At 33.7% G+C, this 25,751-nt stretch carries 23 protein-coding genes; 14 read left to right on the forward strand and 9 right to left on the reverse strand.

All coding sequences use genetic code 11. From position 1 onward, the window contains the following. Window positions 1-75: 75 nt before the first annotated feature. The 5 genes from pnuC to AC3WRL_RS01285 all read left to right on the forward strand — a co-directional run bounded on the left by pnuC (window position 76) and on the right by AC3WRL_RS01285 (window position 5,977). On the forward strand, window positions 76-753 hold the full coding sequence (pnuC, locus tag AC3WRL_RS01265; RefSeq protein ID WP_214833364.1) for a nicotinamide riboside transporter PnuC: 678 nt from the start codon (window positions 76-78) through the stop codon (window positions 751-753). Next, window positions 750-1,388 (forward strand): hypothetical protein, encoded by a 639-nt coding sequence (locus AC3WRL_RS01270; RefSeq protein WP_214833367.1) that lies wholly within the window; start codon window positions 750-752, stop codon window positions 1,386-1,388. The genes pnuC and AC3WRL_RS01270 overlap by 4 nt, the downstream gene beginning before the upstream one ends. 91 nt (window positions 1,389-1,479) lie before the next feature. Then, window positions 1,480-2,247, forward strand: a complete 768-nt coding sequence (dapF, locus tag AC3WRL_RS01275) for a diaminopimelate epimerase (RefSeq protein WP_214833370.1) — start codon at window positions 1,480-1,482, stop codon at window positions 2,245-2,247. Window positions 2,248-2,278: 31 nt separating this feature from the next. Further along, window positions 2,279-3,304: an endolytic transglycosylase MltG gene (gene mltG, locus AC3WRL_RS01280; RefSeq protein WP_492329559.1), complete on the forward strand. Its 1,026-nt coding sequence runs from the start codon at window positions 2,279-2,281 to the stop codon at window positions 3,302-3,304. Between the two features lie 168 nt (window positions 3,305-3,472). Further along, window positions 3,473-5,977 (forward strand): TonB-dependent receptor domain-containing protein, encoded by a 2,505-nt coding sequence (locus AC3WRL_RS01285; protein WP_261511496.1) that lies wholly within the window; start codon window positions 3,473-3,475, stop codon window positions 5,975-5,977. 66 nt (window positions 5,978-6,043) lie between these two features. Here AC3WRL_RS01285 and AC3WRL_RS01290 read toward each other — a convergent pair whose 3' ends face one another. The 4 genes from AC3WRL_RS01290 to AC3WRL_RS01305 all read right to left on the reverse strand — a co-directional run bounded on the left by AC3WRL_RS01290 (window position 6,044) and on the right by AC3WRL_RS01305 (window position 9,224). Further along, window positions 6,044-6,484, reverse strand: a complete 441-nt coding sequence (locus AC3WRL_RS01290) for an adenylyltransferase/cytidyltransferase family protein (RefSeq protein ID WP_214833379.1) — start codon at window positions 6,482-6,484, stop codon at window positions 6,044-6,046. An 84-nt stretch (window positions 6,485-6,568) separates the two neighbouring features. Next, window positions 6,569-7,597: a UDP-glucose 4-epimerase GalE gene (gene galE / locus AC3WRL_RS01295; protein ID WP_492329560.1), complete on the reverse strand. Its 1,029-nt coding sequence runs from the start codon at window positions 7,595-7,597 to the stop codon at window positions 6,569-6,571. Next, the gene (locus AC3WRL_RS01300; protein WP_492329561.1) at window positions 7,598-8,095 is read right to left on the reverse strand and encodes a hypothetical protein; all 498 of its coding nucleotides are present in this window, start codon (window positions 8,093-8,095) and stop codon (window positions 7,598-7,600) included. A 4-nt stretch (window positions 8,096-8,099) separates the two neighbouring features. Beyond that, on the reverse strand, window positions 8,100-9,224 hold the full coding sequence (locus tag AC3WRL_RS01305) for a DegT/DnrJ/EryC1/StrS family aminotransferase (protein WP_261511493.1): 1,125 nt from the start codon (window positions 9,222-9,224) through the stop codon (window positions 8,100-8,102). 86 nt (window positions 9,225-9,310) lie between these two features. On the opposite strand from AC3WRL_RS01305, the gene AC3WRL_RS01310 reads away from it, so the two are divergent. Next, entirely contained in the window at window positions 9,311-10,915 is a 1,605-nt protein-coding gene (locus AC3WRL_RS01310) for a S8/S53 family peptidase (protein WP_214833391.1), read from the forward strand. 214 nt (window positions 10,916-11,129) lie between these two features. Here the strand turns inward: AC3WRL_RS01310 and AC3WRL_RS01315 are convergent, their stop codons facing one another. After that, window positions 11,130-13,664 carry a phosphoenolpyruvate carboxylase gene (locus AC3WRL_RS01315; protein ID WP_492329562.1) on the reverse strand — a complete coding sequence of 845 codons (2,535 nt, stop codon included), beginning with the start codon at window positions 13,662-13,664 and terminating at the stop codon, window positions 11,130-11,132. Window positions 13,665-13,854: 190 nt separating this feature from the next. On the opposite strand from AC3WRL_RS01315, the gene AC3WRL_RS01320 reads away from it, so the two are divergent. Both AC3WRL_RS01320 and AC3WRL_RS01325 read left to right on the forward strand, forming a co-directional pair. After that, window positions 13,855-15,336 carry a serine hydrolase gene (locus tag AC3WRL_RS01320; RefSeq protein WP_492329563.1) on the forward strand — a complete coding sequence of 494 codons (1,482 nt, stop codon included), beginning with the start codon at window positions 13,855-13,857 and terminating at the stop codon, window positions 15,334-15,336. A 99-nt stretch (window positions 15,337-15,435) separates the two neighbouring features. After that, on the forward strand, window positions 15,436-16,041 hold the full coding sequence (locus AC3WRL_RS01325; protein ID WP_214833400.1) for a hypothetical protein: 606 nt from the start codon (window positions 15,436-15,438) through the stop codon (window positions 16,039-16,041). Between the two features lie 46 nt (window positions 16,042-16,087). Here the strand turns inward: AC3WRL_RS01325 and lpdA are convergent, their stop codons facing one another. Further along, window positions 16,088-17,488, reverse strand: a complete 1,401-nt coding sequence (gene lpdA / locus AC3WRL_RS01330) for a dihydrolipoyl dehydrogenase (protein WP_492329564.1) — start codon at window positions 17,486-17,488, stop codon at window positions 16,088-16,090. Between the two features lie 97 nt (window positions 17,489-17,585). Between lpdA and AC3WRL_RS01335 the strand changes: the two genes are divergently transcribed. The 5 genes from AC3WRL_RS01335 (at window position 17,586) to AC3WRL_RS01355 (ending at window position 21,647) form a co-directional block, all read left to right on the forward strand. Further along, on the forward strand, window positions 17,586-17,990 hold the full coding sequence (locus tag AC3WRL_RS01335) for a winged helix-turn-helix transcriptional regulator (protein WP_214833405.1): 405 nt from the start codon (window positions 17,586-17,588) through the stop codon (window positions 17,988-17,990). A 118-nt stretch (window positions 17,991-18,108) separates the two neighbouring features. Beyond that, the gene (locus AC3WRL_RS01340) at window positions 18,109-19,272 is read left to right on the forward strand and encodes an iron-containing alcohol dehydrogenase (RefSeq protein ID WP_492329565.1); all 1,164 of its coding nucleotides are present in this window, start codon (window positions 18,109-18,111) and stop codon (window positions 19,270-19,272) included. Between the two features lie 207 nt (window positions 19,273-19,479). Next, a complete protein-coding gene (locus tag AC3WRL_RS01345; RefSeq protein WP_214833411.1) occupies window positions 19,480-19,941 on the forward strand; it encodes a lipocalin-like domain-containing protein in 462 nt (153 codons plus the stop codon). Window positions 19,942-20,012: 71 nt separating this feature from the next. Continuing rightward, complete coding sequence (locus AC3WRL_RS01350; protein ID WP_214833414.1) at window positions 20,013-20,669, forward strand: GDSL-type esterase/lipase family protein; 657 nt, start codon at window positions 20,013-20,015, stop codon at window positions 20,667-20,669. A 9-nt stretch (window positions 20,670-20,678) separates the two neighbouring features. After that, a complete protein-coding gene (locus tag AC3WRL_RS01355) occupies window positions 20,679-21,647 on the forward strand; it encodes a tetratricopeptide repeat protein (protein WP_214833417.1) in 969 nt (322 codons plus the stop codon). Between the two features lie 151 nt (window positions 21,648-21,798). Here the strand turns inward: AC3WRL_RS01355 and AC3WRL_RS01360 are convergent, their stop codons facing one another. The 3 genes from AC3WRL_RS01360 to AC3WRL_RS01370 are packed head-to-tail and all read right to left on the reverse strand — an operon-like array spanning window position 21,799 to window position 25,376. Further along, window positions 21,799-23,151, reverse strand: coding sequence for a DEAD/DEAH box helicase (locus AC3WRL_RS01360; RefSeq protein WP_214833420.1), 1,353 nt, complete (start codon window positions 23,149-23,151; stop codon window positions 21,799-21,801). Window positions 23,152-23,168: 17 nt separating this feature from the next. After that, the gene (locus AC3WRL_RS01365; protein ID WP_492329566.1) at window positions 23,169-23,678 is read right to left on the reverse strand and encodes a hypothetical protein; all 510 of its coding nucleotides are present in this window, start codon (window positions 23,676-23,678) and stop codon (window positions 23,169-23,171) included. A 51-nt stretch (window positions 23,679-23,729) separates the two neighbouring features. Next, window positions 23,730-25,376 (reverse strand): ABC1 kinase family protein, encoded by a 1,647-nt coding sequence (locus tag AC3WRL_RS01370; RefSeq protein WP_492329567.1) that lies wholly within the window; start codon window positions 25,374-25,376, stop codon window positions 23,730-23,732. A 161-nt stretch (window positions 25,377-25,537) separates the two neighbouring features. On the opposite strand from AC3WRL_RS01370, the gene AC3WRL_RS01375 reads away from it, so the two are divergent. Continuing rightward, window positions 25,538-25,699 carry a hypothetical protein gene (locus tag AC3WRL_RS01375; protein ID WP_214833428.1) on the forward strand — a complete coding sequence of 54 codons (162 nt, stop codon included), beginning with the start codon at window positions 25,538-25,540 and terminating at the stop codon, window positions 25,697-25,699. Window positions 25,700-25,751: the final 52 nt, after the last annotated feature.

Genomic DNA, 25,751 nt, shown 5'->3' on the forward strand with positions numbered 1-25,751 from the left:
GAACATAAAAAACTGATTAGCATACCATTCAACTCATTTTTCGAGTATAATGAATTTTTCCTTATTTTTGAACACATGAATCTATATGATCTTTTTGTAAAACCGTATGAATACTATACTGCTTTACAAATTATGCTTGAAGCCATGGGCACATTCTTTGGTATTCTCAGCGTTTATTTCTCGATCAAAAAAAACATTTGGGTATATCCAACAGGTATTATTTCTACCTTAATTTATGTTTATATACTTTTCAACTTCGGATTGCTGGGCGATTGTATGATTAATGTATATTATACTGCAATGAGTGTATACGGATGGATACTATGGGCTAAAAATTCTGATGATAACATTCATGTACAGGTTTCATGGGCTACAAAAAAAGAGTGGATATTTGCCAGCATACTTTTTATTGTTAGTTTGTTATTAGTTACCATCATATATTATTATAAACCTTATATAGATAATCATTTTTCTATGAAGGGGGCAAATTTGGGATTATATCATTTGGATTGGGCAAATTGGCTTGATGTTTTAACCACATCTATATTTTTAGTTGGAATGTGGTTTATGGCCAAACAACGCATTGAGAACTGGATCTTCTGGATTATCGGAGATTTTATTTGCATGCCAATGATGATTTTTAAGGGTCTAGGAATCACTTCGGTTCAATATTTGGTATTTACTATAATGGCGATCATAGGATACGTCAATTGGAAAAAAAGTTTTAAAGAAAAAAGTAAAATAAAGTCATGAAAAATTTATTAAAAATAACATTTAGTTTTTTCACTATCGTTAGTTTAACATCTTGTTTAGCCTATTCTGATGGATATGCTAATAGTGGTTATGGAGATCCATATTATAACAACGGAAATTACTATGCTCCGTCCGGGTATTATGGAAGTGGTGGATACTACGGCAATGACGGGTATTACTATAGAAATGATGTAAACTATTATTATGATAACGGTGCTCCTTATTATTACTATGGAAATAATAATAACAGAAGAAAAGTATATGTAGAAAGAAGAACAGTTACTTCACAAAGACCTAATTATGGTCTGCAAAATACATCTACTAATAATAGCAATTACAGCAATAGTAATTACAATAATAACAATAGATACAATAATAATAACAGCAATAGCGGTTTTAGAAACTCAAATTCAAACAGCAATAAAAATAACCAGGGAAGTGGCTACAGAAATGCTCCACAGCAAAATACACAACGCCCTCAAAATAACAACAGTGGGTTCAGAAACAATAATTCCAGCAACACCAATACAAACAGTGGCAGCGGATTTAGAAACACTACACCAACTAATACACAAACTAATCCTCAGCCACAAGATAATTCCAACAGATCCAGTGGAAGTGGATTCAGAAGATAATTATTCTAAATAACAAAAACGAGCAGCAAACACTGCTCGTTTTTTATTTTAATATAGTAATTTTGCATGTTTATTTTTAGAGAAAGAAAGTATGGAATTTTATAAATATCAGGGTACAGGAAACGATTTTGTAATGGTAGATAACCGGGATTTACAGTTTCCAAAGGATAAGCAGATCATTGAAAAGCTTTGTGACAGACGCTTTGGAATTGGTGCAGATGGCCTTATTCTATTAGAGAATGATGAAAAGTATGATTTCAAAATGGTATATTATAATTCCGATGGTGGAGAAAGTACCATGTGTGGAAACGGGGGAAGATGCCTGGTTGCCTTTGCTTTTTTCTTGGATATCTTTGAAAACAAGTGCAAATTTATCGCTATAGATGGAGAACATGATGCTGAAATTCATAATGGAATTGTCAAATTAAAAATGATCGATGTGAATACTATTTCCAATGATGGAGAAGCTACAGTAATGAACACGGGGTCACCACATTATGTAAAGTATGTTGAAGATCTTGTTACCTACAACGTTTTTGCAGAAGGAAACGGCATCAGGAATTCAAAAAATTATAAAGAAAAAGGAATCAATGTGAATTTTGTTGAAAAGATCACTGATGATGAAATTTTCGTAAGAACCTATGAACGAGGCGTTGAGGATGAAACTTTCAGCTGCGGAACAGGAGTTACAGCATCGGCTTTAACTTTTCTACAAAAAAACAATCTAATCTCTGTAAAAGTTAAAACTTTGGGTGGAAATCTAAAGGTTTATGCTGAAAAAGAGGGAAATTCTTTCCAAAACATTTGGCTGGAAGGGCCTGCAAAGCAAGTTTTTAGAGGAAAGGTTGACCTAGTTTAAAAACAGAAAACTTTTAATCAATTATTTAATAATGAAAAAAACTATTCTCATTATCGTCCTACTTATTGTAGTAGTTGCGGGATTTTTTGGGTTAAGATTTTATAATACATATTACGGCAATAACGTAGAAAAGGAAGGTTATGTTTTAATTCCCCATGGGGCAAGTTTTAAACAGGTCTTAGATTCTATTGCTCCATATATACAGAATAAAGAATCATTTGAAACCGTGGCAAAAGATAAGGATCTTGCCCAACGTTTTAAACCTGGGCGTTATCACATCCAAAAAGGAACCGGCAATACGAATATTATTAATATGATTAAAGCAGGAAATCAGACGGAGAATACACTCAGGATAGGAGATTTTGGAGATATGTACCAAATGATTGGTAAGGTTACGAAAAAAACCGAATTGGATTCATTGACGTTTGTGAAAGAGCTTAATACAATTGCGACAGAAAAAGGATATAAAGATGCTGAAGATCTTAAAAAGTATTTCTTTATTGATTCCTATAATTTTTTCTGGACGGTGAGCCCAAAAGACTTTTTTACAAGATTCGAAGATCAATATAATGCTTTTTGGACGAGCGAAAGAAAAGGTAAAGAACAACAATCTGGATTAACAAGAGATCAGATCTACGCCTTAGCTTCAATTGTATATAAAGAATCCGGAGGAAAAAAAGATGAAATGAAAACTATTGCAGGATTATACTTAAACCGATATAGAAAGGGAATGAAATTACAATCTGATCCTACAGTGATTTATGCTATCAATAAACAAACGAATTTTAAAGATCCTATTAAAAGGGTTTTCTATAAATATCTTTCTACTCCATCACCTTATAATACATATGCGAATGCAGGCATCCCTCCAGGACCAATATGTGTTGTCGATAAAAACTCGGTGGATGCAGTACTTAATGCAGAAAACAACAACTATATATTCATGTGTGCCGATCCTGCCAGATTTGGTTATCACAAATTTACAGCAAGCGCAGAAGAGCATGCTATCAATGCAAAGGCTTATCAGAACTGGCTAAATTCAAAAAATATAAAATAAAACCAAAGTTTAACTTTATTTTAACAATCTCACAATTAACATTTAGCTCTTAAAATCGACATATTCATTATAAATAATAAATCAATCGTAATATTCTGAAATTTAATTCATTAATAATTTCGCAATATTAGGAGTCATCCTTTCACGATTTTACACAAAAAATACCTTATGAATCAGACGGAAATTTTTAACATTTTCACAAAAAAAACCTTGGGGCTTACTTTTGTACTTTCGGCAGCAGCATTCGCTTTTGGCCAGGAAAAGGTAGGTATTTCAGGAACCATTGTCAACAAAAATAATCAACCTGTCCCTTATGCTTCAGTTACATTTAGCAATAAACAAAATAAATTATTCAGTGACGCCGCTCTTACTGATGAGAAGGGCCAATATAAGCTTGATCTTACTCCAGGGAATTACGATATCACTGTTGAAGCTATTGATTACAAAAAAAATGTAATCAACAAACAAATTACAGCTGCAGGAAACATCGGAGCTTTAGCTATTGAACCAGAAAAAAGTGCAACCAACCTGAAAACTCAGGATATCCAGGGAGTAACCATTACGGTCCAGGCTAAACCATATAAAGTAGAATTAGACAAAAGAACTTACGACCCTTCTCAAGATATTGTAAGTAAAGGAGGAAACCTTCAAGATGTACTATCTAATGTTCCTTCCGTATCTGTAGAAACTGATGGTACTGTTTCTATGAGAGGGAGTTCAAATGTAAAGTTTTTAATTAATGGGAAGCCTTCAGCATTGTTAGGTATCGACGATGGTGCTAACGCATTACAAAGTATCCCGGCCGATCAGATTGATAGAATTGAAGTAATCACCAATCCTTCTTCTAAATTTGAAGCTAGTGGTACAGCAGGTATTTTAAATATTATTTTAAAGAAAAGTAAGAAAACCGGTTTTAATGGTAGCGTAGTTGGGACTTTGGGATATCTTCCACAAACCAATCTTAATACCAATTTAAGTTGGAGAAAAGGAAAATTCAATTGGTTTCTAAATGGCGGTGGTGGATATCGTGAATCCAAAAATACAAATCGAAATAATTCATTCTTCAATAGTGGTACAACACAGCAGATTGATAACGAATCCATCACAAAAAGTAAGAATGATAATTATAATGCTTCTGCTGGTGTAACATATGACATCAACGATAAGACCTCTATAAATGCTTCTGGAACAGTAAGAACTTTTGATAACCAAAGCAATGGAAATGTTACTTATTATGACTATTTTAGTAATAATACAACGGGTTTCAGACAAAGATTAAACACTGCAAATGGTAATAATCTTGCTTTTCAGGGAGATTTTGGATTAGATCATAAATTTGATGACAAAGGTCAAAACCTTTCCTTATCAGCAAGCTTACAGAGAAACCGATCCAACAATGATACAGATATATCTGACACCAATAATGGAATCTTTCAATTACAAGATTTAGTGGCACAAAAAACACTCAACAAATCTTTTATAGGGAAAGCAGATTATGAGTTGCCTATTGGAGAAAACTCCAAAATAGAAGCGGGTTATAGAATAGATGTTAACAGAAATAACTATAATAATATGGTTATGGAAAGTACAGCAACACATCCTCTGTTTTCATATCTTGAAGATTACTCCTATAATGCTGTTTATAAAGAGATGTTTAATGCATTTTACCTTCAATTTAAAAGCAAGATTGGAAAACTGGGATATCAATTGGGATTAAGAGATGAAATTTCTAAGGTAGATATTGATTATTTAAATCTTGCTGGTGGCGCTCAAAAAACGACTAAAAATTACAACAACCTTTTTCCAAGTGTATTCTTAAGTTATGAGATTGCAAAGGACAATCAATTTTTGGTGAACTACTCAAGAAGAATTGACCGCCCACGTTCATTTTTTATGATTCCGAATCCAAGCTATAATGATAATCAGAATATTTTCGATGGAAATATTGACCTAAATCCTTCGTATGTAGATTCATATGAATTTGGATATAGCATTTCAAAAAAGAATTTTACAATTAACCCAACTCTATACTACAGACATTCTAGTGATGATGTTAAAATGTTAGTATTTAAAACCGTTGATACCAATGACATTACTACCTTCCATACAAAACCAATTAATCTTGGCAATGATGATCGTTACGGTTTAGATTTGAATTTTAACTGGGATGCTACAAAATGGCTGAAGTTCATGGGTAATGTCGATTTATTTGGATATAAAACAACCGGTACTTACTTTGATTCTAAAACAATGGACAAGCCAATGTCTTTTGATGGAAGTGGTTTCTCTACAAGAGCAAGACTTACTTCTACTTTCAAAGTAGATAAAACATTTAATTTCCAGCTTCAAGGTTTTTACAGAGGAGCTCAGAAAACACAAAGCCAAGATAGAAAAGATATGTATGCAATAAGCTTTGGAGCTTCTAAAACAATTTGGAACGGCAACGGAACCATTGGTTTCAATATTCAGGATATCTTTAATACAAGAGCGATGAGATCCACTACTTATGGTACTGATTTTACAAGGGATTCTTACATGCAATGGCAGCCAAGACAGTTTGCCCTATCATTAACCTATAGATTTAAGCAGGGAGAGAAGGTAGAACAACCTAAAAAGAAAAAGGACATCAACGCTAATGATAATGGCGGAGACGATCAAGGTGGCCCAATGTAAACCGACTTGTTTTAAAAACAAAATAGTATAAAAAAAATCCCGAAAAATATTTTTCGGGATTTTTTTTTATTTTACAGCTACTTTATTCTGTTCGGCTTCAAAAATTCTCTTTCTTAAATCACTGGAGGAAAATCTATGATCTCTCTTATTATAATAGATCTCAATTCCTTTTTGTTCACAGTATTTTTTTCCCGTGAAATCTCTGTCCATATAATCATCTCCGATAATCCTTACATCGATCACGAATGATTTTAAAATATCTTCTAAATCTTCTTCCGTGTAGTAAGGAATGATCTCATCAACTGCATTTACAGCTTTAAGCTGAATATATCTCTCTACAATCGTCTGAGTAGGTTTGTTCTTGTTAGGACGATCATGAGAAGGATCAATTTGTAAGCCCACAATTAGATAATCACAAACTGTTTTTGCTTCTTCCAACATTTTTATATGACCGGCATGAAGTAAATCAAATGAAGAGAATGTAATCCCTATTCTTTCTGTTTTCATATTTATATATTTAAAAATTCACTGAAGCAATAAGTCCTTTAATCATAAAAAATCTATCACTCAGAAAAATATTTTGTAATTAATTTAACTATTAAAGTTTCTGGAATCCAGATATTTCTGCCATTCCCAAACTGTTTTTAATGCTTCTTCTAAGGTTGTTTCTGATTTCCAGCCCAATTCACGTTGAGCTTTATCAACTTTAGCATAAGCTATCGTAATATCCCCTTCTCTTCTGTCACAAATCTGATAAGCTACTTTTACATCATTAGCGATCTCAAAAGCCTTAACAACTTCTAATACGGATGAACCTTTTCCAGTCCCTAAATTATAAATATCAATCACAGTTTTGTTGTCCTTATCTGTCATTAATTTTTTTAAAGCTGCTACATGTGCTTTAGCAAGATCTACTACATAAATATAATCACGAATAGGAGTTCCATCTTCTGTTTCATAATCATTACCCCAAATATTTAGCTTTTCACGAATTCCCGCTGCGGTCTGCATTACATATGGAACCAGATTATTAGGAACACCAATTGGCAACTCTCCTAATTTCGCTGACGGATGCGCTCCAATGGGATTAAAATACCTCAACAAAGACACCTTTCTCTTATAGGCATTAGCAAAATCCTTAAGAATTTCTTCACCCATTTGTTTTGTCTTACCATAAACACTCTCTGGCATTTTCAATGGTGTTTCCTCATCAATCGGCATTACATCAGCCTGACCGTAAACAGTGCACGAAGAGCTAAAAATGAAATTTGAAATCTCTCTCTTCTTAAATTCCTGAAGTATATTGATCAATGAAAATAAATTATTCTCGTAATAGTCTACGGGTATAATTTGGCTTTCTCCAACCGCTTTAGAAGCTGCAAAATTAATACAGCCATCGATCTGATGGGCATCAAAAACCTGAGTTAAAAGCTCCTTCCTCTTTAAATCAAAAGGATAGAATACAGGCTTCTTTCCTGCAATCTCTTCTATATTGTTTAAAATAAATCTTTCTGAATTGGACAAATCATCTACAATAACAACATCAAAGTTATTATTAAGGAGTTCCACAACTGTATGGGAACCTATATATCCAAGACCTCCTGTTACCAGTATTGCCATTTATATTTTATATTTTGAAATTTTTTTATAAAGATTAATTAGAAAATCAACTTTTTGATCCTTTGAGAGATTGTTGTTTATAGATAATGAAACAATCTTATCTTCTATAGCCCCAAATAAAAAAATAGTATTTCTTTCTTTTAGTGTAACTTCCCAAAGAATATAATCTTCAGCTAAGTTTTTAGAAATTTCTTTAATATCTGCTTCAACTGAGTTGCTCTTCCAATAATCAAACTCCCACTTGTAATATGCTTCCAATATTTGAGTCTTATTAAGATCTGGTTTATAAAATTCCATTTTGGATGCATTTCTAACAGACACTTGTATAATACCATTTTTTCCATCCTTAAAAAGATATTGACCTGACTCTTTATTAAGGTTCTTCAATTCAACTGGTTTTGGAAAAGTGATCAAAAAATCATTAATAACAAAAAATTTATTATTTTGTCCAAAAATAAATTGACTAAAAAAAACAGTAAAAAAAAGTATCTTTTTCATCTTTCTACCCCATAAATTCCAACACAGCATCAGTAATATACTTCAGCTGCTCTTCGTCCAATTCTGTATGCATTGGAAGAGAAATAACCTGATCCAATAACTTATCTGTATTCACGAAATCAGCATCATTACTTTCCTGGAAATATGCCTTTTGCTTTCTTAATGCAACAGGATAATAAATCATTGCAGGAATTTCCTTTTCTGTTAAGAATTTCTGCAACTCATTGCGTTTTCCATTTAGGATTCTTAGTGTGTACTGATGAAATACGTGCGTTGTATTTTCTGCTCTTTTTGGGGTTAATATATTTGGATTACCAGCAAATGCCTCATCATAATAATCAGCAGCCTTTCTTCTCGCTTCGTTATAAGAATCAAGATTAGGAAGCTTTTTTCTCAGAATAGCAGCCTGAATACTGTCTAAACGAGAGTTTACCCCTACTTCATCATGATAGTATCTTTCATACATTCCATGATTAACAATTCCTCTTAAACGATGAGCCAATTCGTCGTTATTAGTAAAAATAGCTCCACCATCTCCATAGCAACCTAGATTTTTAGATGGAAAAAATGAAGTGGTTCCTACAGTAGACATTGTTCCTGCCTGCTTTACAGTCCCATCCGAGAATGTATAATCCGAACCGATTGCCTGTGCATTATCTTCAATAACAAATAAATTATTTTCTTCTGCGATCTTAAGAATTTCTTCCATATTAGCACATTGTCCAAATATATGTACCGGAATGATCGCTTTCGTTCTTGGTGTAATTGCTTTCTTTATCTCTTCTGTTGAAATCGTGAATGTATCGTAATCTACATCTACTAAAACAGATTTAAGTTTCAATAAATGAATAACTTCTACAGTAGCTGCAAAAGTAAAATCGGCAGTGATTACCTCATCTCCTTCTTTAAGGTCTAAGGCCATCAAAGCAATCTGCAAAGCATCGGTTCCGTTTGCACAAGGGATAACGTGCTTTACTTCTAAATAAGATTCCAATTCATTCTGGAAGGACTTCACTTCTGGGCCATTGATAAAAGCCGCTGAATCCATTACATTTAATACTGCATTATCTACATCATTCTTTATTTTGTAATACTGACTTTGCAAGTCAACCATCTGAATTTTTTTCATAAATAAATATTTCCGTAAAAATAAGGAATTTAAAATCCATTCAAAAATTTTATTGATTTTGTTTTATCTTTATACAAAATAACTTCATGAGAAAAATTCTACTTATTTGTCTTTTAATATGTTATTCACTTACATTTGCCCAAACACAGCTTGTTTTTGTGTTTTTTAATGACAAGCCAAATAAATCTGCTTTCTATGCTAATCCACTGTCTGAGCTTAGCCAGAAGTCGTTAAACAGAAGAATCGCATTGGGAATCTCATTAAACGATCAGGATGCTCCCATTGAACAATCTTACATACAGAATATCCAAAATCTAGGCTTTACGGTAACAGATTATTCAAAGTGGCTGAATGGGGTTGCTGTAAATGCTACACAAGCACAAATAACAACACTACAGTCACAATCCTTTGTACAATCCGTGGAAAGTTTTGCGAGAAATTCTTCAACAGGAACAAAGAATATGAATCGTAATAAGTGGGAAAACTTTAATAATACTAATAAAAATCTAACCACTTTTGATTATGGTTCTGGCTCTGAACAGATCGATCAGATTAATCTAAGACCACTTCATCTTGCTGGATTTACGGGAACAGGTGTTTCAATCGCCGTAATAGATACTGGTTTTCCTACTGTAAATACAGGATCTGCCTTTGCAAGGTTGTGGACAAACAATAAGATTAAAGCAAGCTACGATTTTGTCACGAAGTCTAATGACATTTATAATCCCACACTCAATGTTCATGGCTCCATAGTTTTAGGAGCTATAGGAGGTTATATCCAGGATACATTTGCTGGCTCTGCTCCAGATGCAGATTTTTATCTTTATCGCAGTGAAAATTCAACGGTAGAGATTCCTGAAGAAGAGCTATACTGGATCGAAGCCGCAGAGGAAGCTGATAGAAAAGGAGTTGATCTTATCACTACTTCTTTAGGGTATTCCACATTTGATGATCCGCGATATAATTATGAATATGCGGATATGAACGGAAACACTTCATTTATTGCGAGAGCTGCAGAAATTGCATCGAATAAAGGTATTTTTGTCTTAATCGCTGCCGGGAATTCAGGACAACAGCCTTGGCATTATATTCTAACACCAGCTGATAATGCCAAAGTATTTACAATCGGATCCGTAGATTCCAGTGGTAATTCATCTGGATTCTCATCTTTCGGACCTAATGCTTTAGGTGTAATAAAACCAGACGGTAGCACCAGAGGATCCGCAGCTGCTACTGTTTTCGATAATGGCACAACTGTTGCCACTGGAACTTCTATTGCAACACCCATCGCAGCAGGAGGAGTCGCCTGCTTAATTCAGGCTTTTTCAAATATGAATAGAGATCTGATGAAAAACAGATTAAGACAAACAGCATCATTATATCCTAATCATACAAACCAAATGGGATATGGAATTCTAAATTTTGGCAGTTTTTATAATACTACGTTAAGTACTTCTGAAACGGTAAAAAAAGAAAAGGTTGCCGTATTTCCTAATCCTGTTAAGAGCATTTTGAATGTCGCTTCTGAAAGCGAGGTTTTATCATTGGAAGTTTATGATAATCTCGGAAGATTGGTTATTAAGAATACTCAACAAAAATCGCTACGAGTTGAAGATTTTCAAAAAGGAACTTACTATCTGAAAATCCAGACCAAAGATAAAGCCTATTACGAGAAATTTATAAAAGAATAATTGAAAAGCCCATCGAGTTGATAGGCTTTTTTATGTATTTCATATAAAGGTATTCATACTATTCCTGTTGTCATTTCGAACATAGTGAGAAATCTTATTGTAATTTATGTGAGATTCTTCACTCCACTGTGTTTCATTCTGAATGACAATCTTAATGTCCATCACCACCTGATAAGCTTTATATAGAATCAGTCTCAAATACTTGGCAAATTATTTAAGCCGAGTTTCTACTCGCATTAATATTTCCAAAAAGAGATCTTGTTACCAGCTTTTCGTAGGCTTCTTTATTACCTTCTCCTTTTTGAATCTTCATTAAAGCATATTGCTGGATGCTTAACAATGGTAATACTATTTTCTCACGAATCTTCACCGACTTTCTGGATAGTGGGTCTTCTTCCTGAAGCATGGTAAATCCTGTTAATTCAAGCATAATATCTTTTGAAAGACTGTACTCTTCAAACAGCACATTCCAGAATGCTCCAAATTTCGTATTGTTCTTAATGTAGTATGTAAGCGGGAAATAAGACTTGTTCATACTCATCATTGAGTTTAAAACTAAAGTTTTAAAGAAGTCTGATCCTTTATACAAATCTCTTACTTCTTCAAACCTTCCCTGCTTCTTCATTTCTTCCATCGCAAATCCAAAACCAAAGAATCCAGGAACATTCTGTTTCAACTGTGACCATGAACCCACAAAAGGAATAGCCCTCAAATCTTCAAACCTTAGTTCATTTCCATTTCCTCTTTTCGACGGACGACTTCCAATATTCGTTTTACCGTAATATTCCAATGTACTCATCTCCTGAAGATAAGGCACAAACATAGGATGGGCTTTTAAGTCTGAATATTTTTTATAGCTAATCTCAGCTAGCTCTGTGATTAATTTTCTTTCTTTTTCTGTCAGATCCTTCTTAGAGTTTTTGAATACATCATTTTCCACTCCTGCGGTAAGAAGTTGCTCAAAGTTATATTTTGCCTGTTCCTTATTTCCAAAAATACTGGTTATGGTTTGCCCCTGAATCGTTAGTTCAATTTTATTATTGGCAATTGTATTTCCCTGTGAAGCATAAAAATCATGGGTTTTTCCGCCTCCTCTTGCAGGTGGCCCTCCTCTACCATCAAAAAAAACAACCTTAATTCCTGTCTGTTCAGAAAGCTGAGTTAAAACTTCTTTAGCTTTATAGATCTCCCAGTTTGCTTTTAAATACCCCCCGTCCTTTGTACCATCCGAGAAACCAAGCATGATCGTCTGTTGATTTCCTCTTTTTTCAAGATGTTTTTTATAGACAGGATTTTGATAAAGTTCCCGCATTACATTTTCAGCATTATTGAGCCCTTCCATAGTTTCAAACAATGGAACAATGTCCATATTGATATCTTCATCCTTATATCCGCAGATCTTGAAAAATGCATACACATTCATCACATCCTTCACTGCATCAGAATTGGAAATAATATATCGGTTCATTCCCCGTAATCCATTTAGCTGCTGGATTCCCTCAGCCTCCGAAACCGTAAGCAAGGTATCTTTTATAATACCTTCAAAATCATCTGCATTGACCTCATCTGTAATTTGAATTAATTTATTGAATTTTTCATTGTGATCAGCTTCAACATTTCCATAGACTTTTGTAAAAACCTCATCAATAACCTGCTGATGGATTCTGCTGTCCTGACGAATATCCAACGTAGCAAAATGGGTCCCGAAAATTTTAACACGATCCTTGAAATTCATTAAAAGATCTAAAAACAAAGAATTATGCTCATTAACAAGAATACGCTCTGCCTCATCTGCCCTTGCGAGAATATCTTCGGTAGTGATCTTATGATTATTAAAAATAGCACTATACAATTCGTCATTCAGCTGTTGTAAAACTTCCGATACCCCTCTGAAACTTAAGCGTCTTCTGATAAATTTCAAGTGACTGTAGTAGGATTTTAAAATCGCTGACCGAAGTTCTTCAGCTACTCTTCTGGTAACCTCTGCTGTTACGAAAGGATTTCCATCCCTGTCTCCTCCAGGCCAAAAACCAAGCTGAATAATATCTTCGTGTAAATGAAAATGCCCATTTCCAAAAGTTTTTCTGATCTTGGTAAACAATTCTCCAATTGTATCATAGTAAACATATCGTAAATAAGAAATAATACTCAAGGCCTCATCAATAGGCGTTGGCTTTTCTTTATTAACGAATGGTGTTTTCCCCAACTGCTGAAGCAGCATATCAATATTGGTTATAGAATCTGTCGTAATAGCAGATCTTAGATCCTGAATGATTCTTTGTACAGAACTCGGATAAAACTGGGTTGGGTGTGCTGTAAAGACTACTTTCACCGTAAAATCTCTTAATTTCTCACGAACTTTTTCAAGCTTATGATCCTGTTGTGAACGTTCAAAAAGATTGGTTACCGTTCCATTATCGCTTTCAGAATGTAAATTAGGAAAAGCAGCATCTTCAATACTATCAAATAATACTACCTGCCTTTCGATATATTGTATAATCTTAAAAAGCAATTCTAATTTCTGCTCTTCAGTCTGTAAATCAGTATGGCTTTTAAAAAACTCTTCTACAATTTCTTCGGGTGTCTTTCCGACTTCGTAGCCATTTTTACTTTCTTCATATAAAAACGGGAGCAACATCCCGATATTAGTCATTTTATCATAAGGCAGACTCATAAATAATGAATTGTAGATCTGAAACTTATTTTCTACAATCTGCCTGAATTTTTCTGCGCGTTGGTCATGTATCATATAACAAATGTAGTAGATTTTGTTTTTAAATAGTGTCTATTTTAATTAAAAAAATATAAAATATTGACAAAATATACTCCCTCATATTCTAGTTTAATTAACCAAAATTTAATTTGTCCTTTTCATCATTATTTTGCCTACCTATGTAACTAAATTACTCTTTAAACTGTTCTACATATAAATCTACTCTATGAAATATCCATTGCTATCCATAAAAAAATTATTAATAGTTGCGTTCCTCCCATTTTCATATTTATTGTCAGCTCAAAAAGCTCCAGATAGTATTGACATTTTTCTTAAGAATAAGATGGAACAGCTCAAAATACCGGGACTTCAGTTAGCTGTTATCAGAAATGGGAAGCTAGAGAAACTGAGCAACTACGGTTATTCCAATCTGGAACATCAGGTTTCAACAAAAACGAAGACTGTATTCTCAATCAATTCTATAACCAAGGCTTTTGTAGGTGTTGCTATTTTACAATTACAAGAGCAGAGGAAATTAAAAGTAGATGATATTATTTCTCTTTACATCACAGATATTCCCAATGAATGGAAATCCATAACCATAAGACAGATGATGAGTAATGTTTCAGGACTTCCAAATAATATTGATAACAAGGAACAGCTATTAGGAGATGGCTCAGAGGAAAAAAACTGGGAACTGGTGAGAAAATTACCTATGGAATTTCAACCTGGAGAAAAGTTCAGTTATAATCAGACCGGATATTATATTTTAGGAAAAATAATTACAAAATTAAGTGGCAAACATTTCACCCAATTCATTGAAGAAAATCAGTTTAAGCCATCACAAATGACGGTTACGCAATTTGGTGATTCTAATGATATTATTCCTAATAGTGCCGGAGCCTATTCTACGATCATTAATACAGATGGAAAATGGATTAATGACGGAAAACAACATAACGCTTTTGCAACTTTTCCCGTGTTTTTCAGAACAGCTACAGGAATTATTTCATCCGCTGAAGACCTTAGTAAATGGCTTATCGCCTTACAAAATGGTCAGTTATTAAAAGATAAGAACAGTATTACACAACTTTTCACAACAACAAAATTGAATGATGGACATATTGATGGTTTTAATAAATTAACGAACGGTTATGCACTTGGCTGGCCAACCGTGGTAAGAGAAGATCATCCCGCGGCAGCTCCAGTTGGTGGAATGCGTTCTGCTTTATTTGTTTATCCTAAAGACGACTTATCGATCGTGGTTTTAACAAATCTTCAGGGCTCCAATCCGGAATGGTTTATTGATGAAATTGCCAGTTACTATATTTCTGACATGAAAGTTGAAAATGGTTTTGGCTTGAGTTCCAATATGAAATTATTACGCCAGCAAGCTATAAAAGATGGATTCAGCAATATTGAAAAAGCATATAAAACATTAAAAAAAGATCATAAAAACTTCGCCTTAACAGAAGATGAAGTAAATGCCTGGGGTTACCAATTGTCAGGTTTACATAAAAAGGATGAAGCATTAAATGTATTTAAATTAAACACACTGTTATTTCCTCAAAGCTCAAATGTTTTTGACAGTTATGGCGAGATTTTAGAAACCATGGGAAATAGGAAAGAAGCTATTATTAATTATAAGAAATCCCTTTTGTTAAATCCTGGAAATACAAATGCTGCTGATTATTTAAAAAATAAATAGAATAATATCCTGAAGCGAAATTTGCCTTAGTGTAGAATGGAAGATCACCATATTGATATAAAAATATCATTTCGTAAATTTACAGGATCACAATCATCTATGAAAATAATTGTTGCGCTCTCCCTCATTGTATCCAATCTGTTTTATACTCAGATTACAGTTCCTAATGATTATAAGAAAATTCCTGATATCCTGGATACGGTTGATTATTTATACCCATTCATCGTCCCGAGTAAGGAATATGCTTATTGGAGAGTACTCAGCAACGTCACCGATCCCGACAAGGCTGTGATCTATGAAAGCCAGATGCCTGATCCGATGACCATCAATGAACCTGTTCCTGAAAAAGGTTTTTTCCAAAAATGTATTGGAGAAGGATGCTTTTCATACATCCTTGCCTGTAAAAAAGATAGGTCAGTCTATTTTTCCAATGAACAGCAACTTAAAGATTTTATCGGATCCGTGGATAATCTTCCTGAGGCTCTTCTTATAGCAAGGATCAATGGTTTCTGGATCGACACCAAGAACCGATTCACAGGTTCATATAAAATAGAAGACAAATACATTTCCATATATGGTTTAAAATCAAAAGACTGTCCGGCTACGAAAGAATCTTTTCTAATAAAAATTAATCGAAAAAATGGAAAACTCGACGCAAAAAGTAATGGTGTTTACTACAAAAGTGATGAGTGTATAAACCAATAAAGAAACTACCCATTTAAGAGCAGTTTCTTCATAAAATCTAAAAATATTAAATATTGACAGCACCCTGTCCGGATGCAATCAAATAAGCTTCCTTCAAAGTTTCTGAATAGGTTGGATGTGCATACGAAATACGGAACATATCTTCTGCAGTCACTTCAAACTCCTGAGCAATAACCGCCTGAGCTATTAAATCTGCAGCTCTTGCACCAATAATATGAACTCCTAAAACTTCTCCATACTTCGGATCTATCAAAACTTTTGCAAATCCTTCTGTATCCATTGAAGCTCTCGCTCTCGCACTGGCTGAAAATGGAAATTTTCCGAATTTGTATTCAATCTGATTATTTTTCAGATACTCTTCTGTATACCCAACAGAAGCTACTTCCGGCCATGTGTATACCACAGAGGGGATACGGTTATAATGAATAGGTCGATTTTGCCCGTTAATCGTTTCCACAACCAAAACGCCCTCTTCTTCCGCTTTATGAGCCAGCATAGCACCACCAATAACATCTCCAATTGCATAAATATTGGATACTGATGTTTTACATGTACCGTCTACCTTGATAAAACCCCGGCTATTAACCTGTACCTCTGTTCTTTCCAGTCCCAGTCCTTCTGTAAAAGGTTTTCGTCCTACTGCAACAAGAACATAATCAGCTTCCAATTCACTTTCTTTACCACTTTGATCCCGAAAAAATACTTTTGCAGATGATCCCAGATTCTCCGTTTTATAAACAGACTGATTAAGAAGAATATCAATCCCTTCCTTTTTTAAGATCTTCTGAAGGCTTTTTCCCAATTCGTGATCCATAGTAGAAATAAGATGATCAGCATATTCAACAACGGTTACTTTTGTACCAATACGACTGAAAATGGATGCCATTTCTACTCCTATCACTCCACCACCTATGATCACCATAGTTTTAGGTTTTTCTTGAAGTGAAAGAGCTTCTGTAGAAGTAATAATTCTTTGTTTATCTATTTCTATTCCAGGTATTGCAGACGGCTTAGAACCCGTTGCAATGATGTAGTTTTTCGCAACTATAGTTTGGTTTCCTTCTTTTCCGGTAACTTGTATTGTAGAATTATTTATAAATTGTGCTACACCCTTAATATGAGTAATTTTATTTTTACTCATTAAAAATTCAAGTCCGGATGTATTTTTAGCGACAACCTCTGATTTCCTTTTATACATTTGAGAAAAGTCAAGATCAATTTCACCCAGTCCGATTCCATGAGTAGCAAACTTATGTTGCGCATCTGCATAATGATGGGTGCTGTCCAATAAGGCTTTCGTCGGAATACAACCCACATTGGTGCATGTTCCGCCTAAAGTATCATACTTTTCTATAATAGCTGTCTTATAACCCAATTGTGCACTTCTGATTGCTGCTACATACCCTCCAGGACCTGAGCCTATTACGGCAACGTCATAATTTTCCATTGATTGATTAATTTATTTATGATTAAATTTGCTTGCAAAACAAAAGTAAAATTACATAAAAACTTTCATTTTGCAAGTGTTTTTCTAATTAAAAGCTATGAGTAAAAAAAGATCAGATTGTCCTATCAGTTCATCCTTGGAAATATGGGGTGACAAATGGTCATTGCTAATCATCCGTGACCTTATGCTGAACAAGGAATGTACCTATGGAGAGTTTCTTAAAGCGGATGAAAAAATTGCAACCAATATATTGGCATCGAAACTACAGCATCTATCAGAGAATGGCATTATTGACAAGAAAGATCATCCGGATAGTAAATTAAAGGGTCTATATTATCTTACAGAAAAAGGGATTGATCTGGTTCCTATCATTGTTGAGATTAACCTTTGGGGAGATAAATATTTATCTACTCCGCCTGATAAGCTTAAAATGCTTGAGAATATAAAGAGAGATAAAGAAAAGTTTATAGAAACAGCTAAAATTTATCTTAAGGGAAAATAATTTATTCACCACAAAAGTCAATAGTTTTCATAAAAAATAATCATATTAATTTTAAAACTTCGTTAACTCAATTTTCATATTGCATTCCGTAAATTTGAATTAAAATAAATTTACAATAATGCTAAATTTCGAGTTTAAAAATCCAACAAAAATACTTTTCGGGAAGGGTGAAATAACTAAAATTTCAAAAGAAATTCCCGCAGATGCTAAAATATTAATGCTCTATGGTGGTGGAAGCATCAAAAGCAATGGTGTTTACGACCAGGTAAAAGAAGTCTTGAAAGATCATCAGGTTTATGAGTTCGGTGGAATTCCTGCCAATCCGGAGTATGAAGTTTTAATTAATGCACTAGATGTTATTAAAGAAAATAAAATAACATTTCTATTAGCTGTCGGCGGAGGTTCTGTAATTGATGGAACTAAATTTCTTTCTGCAGCTGCAAATTACAATGGTGAACCTTGGGAAATTCTAAAAAAACCTGTAAGAACATTTGAAGGAGAAGGAATGCCTTTCGGAAGCATTTTAACGCTTCCGGCGACCGGTTCGGAAATGAATTCAGGATATGTAATTTCGAGAAGAGAAACAAATGAAAAACTATCTTCCGGTGGTCCCGGACTTTTTCCTCAATTTTCAGTTTTAGACCCTGAAGTCGTACGGTCTATTCCTAAAAGACAGATCGTAAACGGAATTACAGATGCTTATACTCACGTTTTAGAGCAATATATGACTGCTCCATCTTCTGCAGATTTACAGGAAAGAATTGCAGAAAGCATCCTGATCAGTTTACAGGAAACCGCTCCAAAAGTAATGGCTGATAATTTTGATTATGATGCAGCCGGAAACTTTATGTGGTGTTGTACTATGGCTCTTAACGGATTGATCCAAAAAGGTGTTATTACAGACTGGGCAGTTCATGCAATGGGGCACGAATTAACGGCTTATTACGGAATTGATCATGCTAGAACACTTGCTATCATTGCCCCTTCTCATTATCGCTATAATTTTGATTCAAAAAAAGGAAAACTGGCACAATACGCCGAGAGAGTTTGGGGAATTAAGGAAGGAAGCACAGAAGAAAAGGCTGAAGCTGGAATAAAAAAAATGGAAGAATTTTTCCATAGTTTGGATATCCAGACTAAACTTTCAGAATACACCGAAGAATATAAAGGAACTGCTGAAAGAGTAGAAAAAGCATTCACCGAAAGAAACTGGCTTGGTCTGGGAGAGTATAAAAAACTGACTCCTCAGGATGCGTATAAAATCGTAGAAATGAGCTATTAATAAAGCTTAGGGCTGGAAGTTACAAGTTGTTTTATTTTTGAGTTCTTAAAGCATTTGAATTTTCAAATCTTTAAATTCTAAACACTTGTTGCTTCCAGCTTATCATATAAAATTATTTTATTTATAAACATTCGTTTAAAAAACCTTAATTTCATTACAAATATTTCAAATTTATTTATATTTTAGCATATTCTTAAATTTGTGAAAATGAAAAAACAACTACTTTTATTTGCCTTTTCAGCGTTAGCGCTTACCTCTTGTGAAGATGATAATAATCAAGCCTACGAATTGGATATGATGAAGGGAGAATGGAAGACGAGTAAAACAGAAATTATCTCCGGAAAAGACAATAAAACTGTACTTGCTTCCGACGTTCCAACAGGGTGTAGTACTAAAAATGTAACAGTTTTCAGAACTGACTATTTTACATCGTATACCTCTTATGCAGGAGTTGGTGCTGACTGTCAGCAAAATGGAGTAAGTGAGGGAACTTTTACGTATGATACTGAAAGTAAGGATTTAAATATAACATATAAGAACGATACTGAAAGAAAGTATAGAATTGTTATACTCAACAGTACAGAGCTAAAAATACAACAGCTGTTTGGCAATGTTGATGTAAATGGAGATCAGGTGGTAGATATAAGCTACACCACTTACAAAAGATAAAAACCACACTCCCGAAAGTTCGGGAGTTTTTTTTGAGAAGGTTTTTTAATTAACTAAAAATTATTAAAAAAATGAAGAAGATTCTATCAGCATTCTTATTGCTGTCATTTGCCCTTTTCTTTTCGCAGAAAGAAAAGTCAGTGTTCTGGCAGGACATACAAAATTTCAAAAAATTAGATCAGGAAACTCCACCTCCCAAAGATGCTATTCTTCTAATTGGAAGTTCATCTTTTACCAGATGGACAGATATTGCCAGTTATTTTCCTGATAAAACACTCATCAACCGTGGATTTGGTGGCTCAAGATTAACAGATCTCAATGATTTTGCCACTGACCTTCTGGATCCTTATCAACCAAAACAAATCATCATTTACTGTGGTGATAATGATTTTGCAGACAATCATCAACTCAAAGCAAAAGTAGTTGTTGAGCGATATAAAACTTTTTATAAGAAAGTTCGTGAAAGGTTTCCGGATATAGAAATTGATTATATTTCAATAAAATTTTCACCAAGCAGAAAGATCCTCTGGCCGCAAATGAAAGAAACCAATAAAAAGATTGCTGCATTCATGAAAAAAGAAAAAAACGCCGAATATATTGATATCACAAAAGCAATGGAAGATGCAAACGGAAATGTCAGAAGAGATCTCTTCCTGGAAGATATGCTTCATTTGACCCCCGAAGGAAACAAAATCTGGGCAGATGTGATTAGACCTTATATGAAATAATTAAAAAAAATGATAAAAAAACAAATAACCATTTTAATTCTTATTTTTAGTTTTTCAGTAATTTTTGGACAAAAAGATAAAAGTTTTGATAAACAAAAACTTATTCAAGAGCTTTCTGATAATGCATGTAAATGTACTGACTCAATTAGTTTGTTTAATCGCAGTAAAAAAGACATTTTAAAAGATGTACATGATTGTATTGATAAACATGCCGGAGCATTACAAATAGGATTGCTATTAGGAAGCGTAGAAACTTTAGAAAAAAAAGCACCAGAAGTAAATGGTAAAAAACAAATAAATTTAAACTTTGATACAAGTAAAAACTCTCAACAATATACAGAAAGCTATAATGAACTTGAACGTTATCTGATGCAAAATTGTGAAAGTGTAAAAATGGCAACCGCTGTATCAGAAACCAAAACTGAAGGACTTTCAAAAGATCCAATCGCCTTGGAATTCTACTCTAAAGCATTAGAGGCTTCAAAAAAAGAAGATTGGAAAGAAGCTATTAGAAATAATGAAGAAGCTGTAAAAAAAGATCCAAAATTCATTTATGCCTGGGATAATTTAGGTATAAATTACAGACGAATTAACGAATATGATAAAGCTCTTGAAGCCTATAAAAAATCTCTTGAAATAGACCCGAAAGGAAAAATGCCTTTACAAAATATTCCTCTGGTTTATATATACAAGAAAGATTTTCAAAAAGCAATTGATGCTTATTTAGCCTTAGACAAATTATACCCTGGAGACCCTGAAGTCTATTACGGAATTGGTCAGGTGTATTTTTCAGGTATTAAAGATGATGAAAAAGCATTAGATTATATCTGTAAAGCTTATAGGATTTATAGCAATCAAAAATCTCCCTATCGAACAGATGCTGAAGCTGTAATGCAATCTATTTACAAAAACATGAAAGAAAATAACAAAACTGAAAAATTTAAAGAAATCTTGAAAAAAAATAATATGCAGTTTTGATTAAAGAAGTTTTCAAATTGCCAACTTTTAATTTATTAATTTTCATTTAGTAATGTTTCATGTAATAACGATGATAAAGAAGAACCTCTTACGTTAGTGGAACGAGAAACCATACAAATAAAAGAGGCTCCCAAATTGGGAGCCTCTTTTATTATTTCTTTTTTTTCGATTTTGAGATCGCTTTCTGTTGGGCCCTGTTGGCTCCAAATTTCTTTGGTGCTTTTCTTTTAGAAGGTCCACCCCAGTTTTCTTTTTTGTTTTTATCTTTTTTCTCGTGAAATGCTCCACCACCCTCATGTAATTTTACCTGTGCTGGATTTTTCATTACAATCTGTTCCTCTTCAGAAGCAATCTTTTTAGGATTTATTTTTACCTCTTCAGGGAAATCAATAAATTTCAATTCCTTATCCATCAAGAGCTCAATATCTAATACTAAAGATTCTTCTTTCTTAGTAACGAACGTTATTGCTTTACCATCCTTATCTGCTCTACCTGTTCTACCAATTCTGTGAATATACTGTTCCTGTACTTCAGGTGTTTCGAAATTGATCACGTGGGTAATATTCGAAATATCTAATCCTCTCGCCATTACATCGGTGGTGATCAGTCCTCTAATCTCTTCATTCTCGAAACGCTTCATCGCTTTCAATCTGTAATTCTGAGATTTGTTGGAGTGGATTACATCAAACTGTTCAGGGAAAAGCTCACTAATTTTAGCAAACAATAAATCGGCATTCTTTTTATTGTTATTGAAGATCAACACTTTGGACATATCTGCATTACTTTTCAGTAAATGTTCCAGTAAATTGATCTTGGTATTAAAGTTTTCAACTTTATAACCCGTCTGTTCTATTTTTTCAAGTGGAGTTCCTGATTTTGCCAATGAAATTTCAATTGGATGTGCGAAATACTGATCCAACATTTCATCTACAGCCTCCGTCATGGTAGCAGAGAATAGAATATTTTGTCTCTTCGCCTTCATCATTTCGAAAATATGTGTTAACTGAGGTCTGAAACCTAAGTTAAGCATTTCATCAAATTCATCAATAATAAGCTTTTGAACCTCTCTAAGAGATATAGCATTATCAATCGCCAGATCCATTACTCTACCAGGTGTACCTATTAAAATGTCACATCCGTTATTGAATAAAAGTTTCTGTGTATTGATATTCTTGCCACCATAAATCCCTATAACTCTTGCAGTAATGTTTTCCGTTAACTTTTCAACAATTTCCGTTACCTGAACTACCAATTCTCTTGTAGGAACCAACACCAAAACTGTTGGATTTCCTGTTTTATTATATTTCCAAGTCTTAAGGACTGGTAAAAGATAAGCTAATGTTTTTCCGGTTCCGGTTTGAGCAATTCCCATAACATCTCTTCCTGAAAGTATTGGGCTCAAGCTCTTTTCCTGAATAGGTGTAGGTTCGAATAATTCTAAATCTGCTAAAACATCAAGAATTTTAACCGGAAGGTCAAAATCTGCAAAAGTGAGTTTTTCCATTTTGCAAAGATAGGTATTTAATTAATTTTTACACTTTCACTTATTATTTTAATATCGTCATCCTTCCATTCGCTGGAAGTAATGATCACATTTCCTTTCTTTTTAGGATCTTTTTTAATGGGAAATTTATCTTCTTCCCATTGTGAACAATGTGTAGAAATAGGCTTTACTAAAGGCTTCCAATCTGTTTTCCCATAGGTATATACATAAAAAGGATGCCAACAACTTGTGCACCAATCCGGGTAAGCCCCAAGATCATCTTTTCCATCATCATTTAAGTCACCAAGATTATATAAAGTGACTCCATTAGCTGGTGAGATCGTGAAAGGTTTTATCTTTTTATCACTAAAAAAGATCGTTGTTTCACATTTTCCATCACATTCTTCACTGCAGTCGTTTACTTTTACGAAGGCATATTCTTTTGTCCCATTTCCATCATAGTCACCCTGCATTCCTTTTTCTTCTGCTTTTTGAGCCCATAAAAGAGAACTCCAAAAAGTAAAAGCGGTTAAGATCATTAGTTTCATCTGGTTATTTTTTGTTGTTTTATGCTTAAATAAATTTCAAAAACCATTAGATTATTTTCTGGTTATTCTAAGCAAAATTATTAAAACTAATATAACAGAAAAAATAAAACCTAATATCGCTATCAGTGACATTTCCCCAATCCGGGGTGGAGCTTCAGAAACAAAAACGATCGCTGTTGCAATCATATTAGCTCCTAAGATCAGTGCTAAAATCATATTAACCGCACTTGATTTAATAATCTGGTTAGTCTTATCAATATTCTTTATTTCACTGGAAATGGTAAATTTATTTTCATCCAATTTTTGTAAAACAGAACGGAGCTCTTTGGGAATTTCGTCAACATTATCTGTGAAATTCATCATTTTATCCATCCCCACTTTTAGAATATTCTTTGGACTGATTTTTTTTGAGAATATTTTCTTTGTATAGGGATGAAGGCTTTTTACAATATCCAGATCAGGATTAATAGTTCGCCCCACTCCTTCTATCAAGCTTATTCCTTTAAACAAGAGATAAAAATAATCCGGCATATGCAGTCGGTTATCTTTAAGAATATCTTTCATCTTATTGATCATTATCTGAACATTGATCTCCTGCAGGGATGAGCTGTGAACAAAATTGAGAATATCATTTACATCATTTTCAAATCTTCTTTCATCAGGAATTTCATAGCTTATCGCCATTTTTTTTAGATATCGAACAATTTTATGAGAATTTTTAGCCACAAAACTTACAATAAGATCTTCAAGAATCTCTTTATCATTAGGTTGAATTTGACCAACAGCTCCAAAATCTATAAAAACAACCTTACCGTCTTTTTTTACTAAAATATTTCCGGCATGTGGATCAGCATGAAAAAAGCCATAGTCTAAAATCTGTGCAACAAACAACCTTAGCCCTACTTCAGAAATTTTTACAGGATCAATATTATGGGCTAAGAGTTCAGCTTTATCCGTCACCTTGATTCCATCAATGAATTCCATACAAAGTACATTATTGTTGGAGAATTCTTCATAAATTTTCGGAACATAGGTATCTTTATTATTTTTAAAATTCCTGCCAAACTGTAGGATATTATCCTTCTCATTGATCAGCGAAACTTCTTCCAGTAAGGATTTTTCAAAAGTGGAAATAGCTTGTTTTAAGTTAAGTTTCTCTCCTATTTCTGAATATGAAGAAACAATTTTTTCCAGGTCTTTAATTAAAAGCAAATCATCTTCAATAACGGTCTGTACGTCAGCTTTTTTAATTTTCAGGATCACTTCAGAACCATTTAACAACGTAGCTTTGTACACCTGAGCAATAGAAGCTGTGGCCAAAGGTTGAACCTGAACTTCCTGAAAGTGATCTTTAACCAAAATATTAAATTCATTTTCAAGGATTTCATTCACATTCATGTCTACAGTATCTACCTTATCCTGTAATCTCTGTAATTCCTGAATCAGTTCCGGTGGAAGTAAATCTTCTCTATTGCTGAATGTCTGACCTAATTTAACAAACGTGGGTCCCAATTCTTCCAAAACCAATCTGATCCGTTCGTAAACCGTTCCTTTTGATATGATTTCATCAGAATTTCCAGCATCTTCCTCTTGCTTATTCCCATTCATTCTTGCCAGCATATCCTTAAAACCGTATTTACTCAATACAGAAATCAGTCGGGCAGATCTTTTCAGTTTTCGTTGTTGTTTATCAAACATATTGTATGGATAGTGAACGCAAATTACTCCAAAAACTATTCCTATGTAGAATTTAAAATAACGATCTAAGAAAAACTTTTCACCTTTCTTGTTATTTGCTAGTTTTTTTTATCTTTATGGAGTACAAATCAAATTAATACTAACCCATAAAAGATTACAAAATGAAAAATTTACCAAGTAAAAAATTATCTAGAGAAGAATTAAGAAATGTTTCAGGAGGTGGAATCATTGTTGGTTGTTCAAACCAGTGCTGCCCTACCGATGGAAGACCAAGATGTCCAAGATTGATCTGCCCTGCTGTGGTTTGCCCGCAGTTAGTATAAGATATAAATAGGTAAAAAACCATTTTATAAAAAAACAGAATGCTAGGCATTC

This window comes from Chryseobacterium sp. FW101-FHT12H09 (assembly GCF_058790395.1).